Here is a 2204-nt window from a genome sequence, read left to right as displayed (position 1 = left end):
ATCTATATTTTTATATCACAAAAAGACAGCTCCTGACGAGCTGCCTTTTTGAAGCTTTCTTAACTGACAGATTTTTCGGCTTACCGATTATTGATTGCTGTAATCAGCGCATCAATAGATGCGTGGATAATATCCGGATCCACTCCGGCTCCCCATGAAAGGCTTCCGTCAGGTTTCTGTATTCCCACATATGCAATCGCCTTTGAACTGGAACTTTTTTCCAGCGCATGCTCCTGATAAGTAACCAGATTAAACTTCAGTTCATAAGCCTTTTTCAATGCATTGCTGACTGCATTAAGTCGTCCGTTTCCAGATGCTTCTGTAGTAATTGTTTTTCCATTAAAACAGGAAGTTACCTGTGTAACAATTCCACTTTCTTTCTGCTGGAAATGTACTTCCTTGATACTATATGGTTCTTTTACATTTTCAAAGGTTTGTTTGAAAAGACTGAAGATTTCCTCAGGACGCAGTTCCTTATGATTATGATCTGAAACAGCTTTAGCCGCATAGCCCATAGCTTCCCGCATTTTGGCAGGAAGATTCAGACCATATTTGGTCTCCAGAATATAGCCCACACCACCCTTTCCAGACTGGCTGTTGATACGGATTACGTCAGCATCATAGTTTCTTCCCACGTCAGTCGGATCGATTGGAAGATACGGAACTGTCCAGCGGCTGGGATCTTTTTCCTCTCTCCAGTGCATTCCTTTGGCAATCGCATCCTGGTGAGAGCCGGAAAATGCAGCAAATACAAGCGCTCCGCTGTATGGACTTCTTTCATCCACCTTCATTCCGGTACATTCTTCATATACCTCGCTGATATAAGACATATCAGAAAAATCAAGCTCCGGATCTACTCCCTGAGAATACATATTCATTGCAAGTGTTACAATATCTACATTTCCAGTACGCTCTCCATTTCCAAAAAGTGTGCCCTCTACTCTGTCTGAACCTGCCAAAAGTCCCATTTCCGCATCTGCCACGCCACACCCACGGTCATTATGAGGATGCTGAGAAAGGATCACATTCTCTCTGTATTTCATATTTTCACTCATATATTCTATTTGACTGGCATAAACATGCGGCATGGAAAGCTGTACCGTCACCGGAAGGTTAATGATACATTTATTATCCGGAGTTGGCTGCCATACATCAAGAACTGCATTACAAACTTCCAGCGCATACTCCGGTTCAGTTCCTGTAAAGCTTTCCGGACTATATTCAAACTGAAAATTACCTTCTGTCTCCTCTGCCAGTTTTTTCAGAAGTTTTGCACCTTCTACGGCTATCTGAATAATTTCTTCCTTTGATTTTTTAAACACCTGTTCTCTCTGTGCAACAGAAGTGGAATTATATACATGGATAATAGCTTTTGGCGCTCCCTTTACTGCCTCAAAAGTTTTACGGATAATATGCTCTCTTGCCTGAGTAAGAACCTGTATAGTCACATCGTCCGGAATCAGATTCTGCTCTATCAAAGTTCTAAGAAATACATACTCCGTTTCAGAAGCAGCAGGAAAACCAACCTCAATCTCCTTAAATCCAATTTTCACAAGCAGTTTAAAAAATTTTATTTTCTGCTCCAGGCTCATTGGTATCACCAACGCCTGATTTCCATCTCTAAGATCAACACTGCACCATATAGGTGCCTTATCTACATATTCTTTTTCTGTCCACTTTGTACATTTAACAGGCGGCATATAATACTGTCTATGATACTTTGATACATTTTTCATTGCTTTCCCTCCAATTTCCTATACACATAAGCGTCTCCCTAAGGAGCACAGCAGCACATTTGCTGTTCACTGAAAAAGTCCGTACAAAACATACTGCTTTCTTAGTAAAAAAAATCTTCCGCCTCTTACTATTTTCTAAGAGACGAAAGATTTATATCCTCGCGGTACCACTCTTTTTTATGAATAACTTCATACACTCAGCGGGTACGGAACATCTATAATCCAGCACAAAACATTCTTATACCCTTTCCTGATAACGGTGGCTACCGTCTGCACCTACTTTTCCTAAAGAAGTTCAGGCAGATGCTCCAAGGCGAGTTCCATAATTTCCTTCCACTGTCTCTCACCACCCGACAGCTCTCTGGGCTTCAGTCCTTATGTACTGTTCCTTATCAACGCATTTATGTATTAAATTATTAATTGAGTATAGCCTAACACGACACCGAGGTTTTGTCAAGAAAAAATAGT

1 protein-coding gene and 1 other annotated feature are annotated in these 2204 nt (G+C 40.9%); the gene reads right to left on the bottom strand.

The window, feature by feature from the left end; genetic code table 11:
- Positions 1 to 80 precede the first annotated feature (80 nt).
- On the bottom strand, positions 81 to 1736 hold the full coding sequence (locus RDS42_RS14355) for a 2-isopropylmalate synthase (protein WP_308784257.1): 1656 nt from the start codon (positions 1734 to 1736) through the stop codon (positions 81 to 83).
- Positions 1737 to 1871: 135 nt separating this feature from the next.
- Positions 1872 to 2141 (bottom strand) — a binding site (T-box leader).
- Positions 2142 to 2204 lie beyond the last annotated feature (63 nt).

Source organism: uncultured Blautia sp., assembly GCF_902497045.1.
Classification (GTDB): domain Bacteria; phylum Bacillota; class Clostridia; order Lachnospirales; family Lachnospiraceae; genus Blautia_A.
Note: the sequence above shows the minus strand (reverse complement) of the source record. Positions and strands in the feature narration are given on the sequence as shown.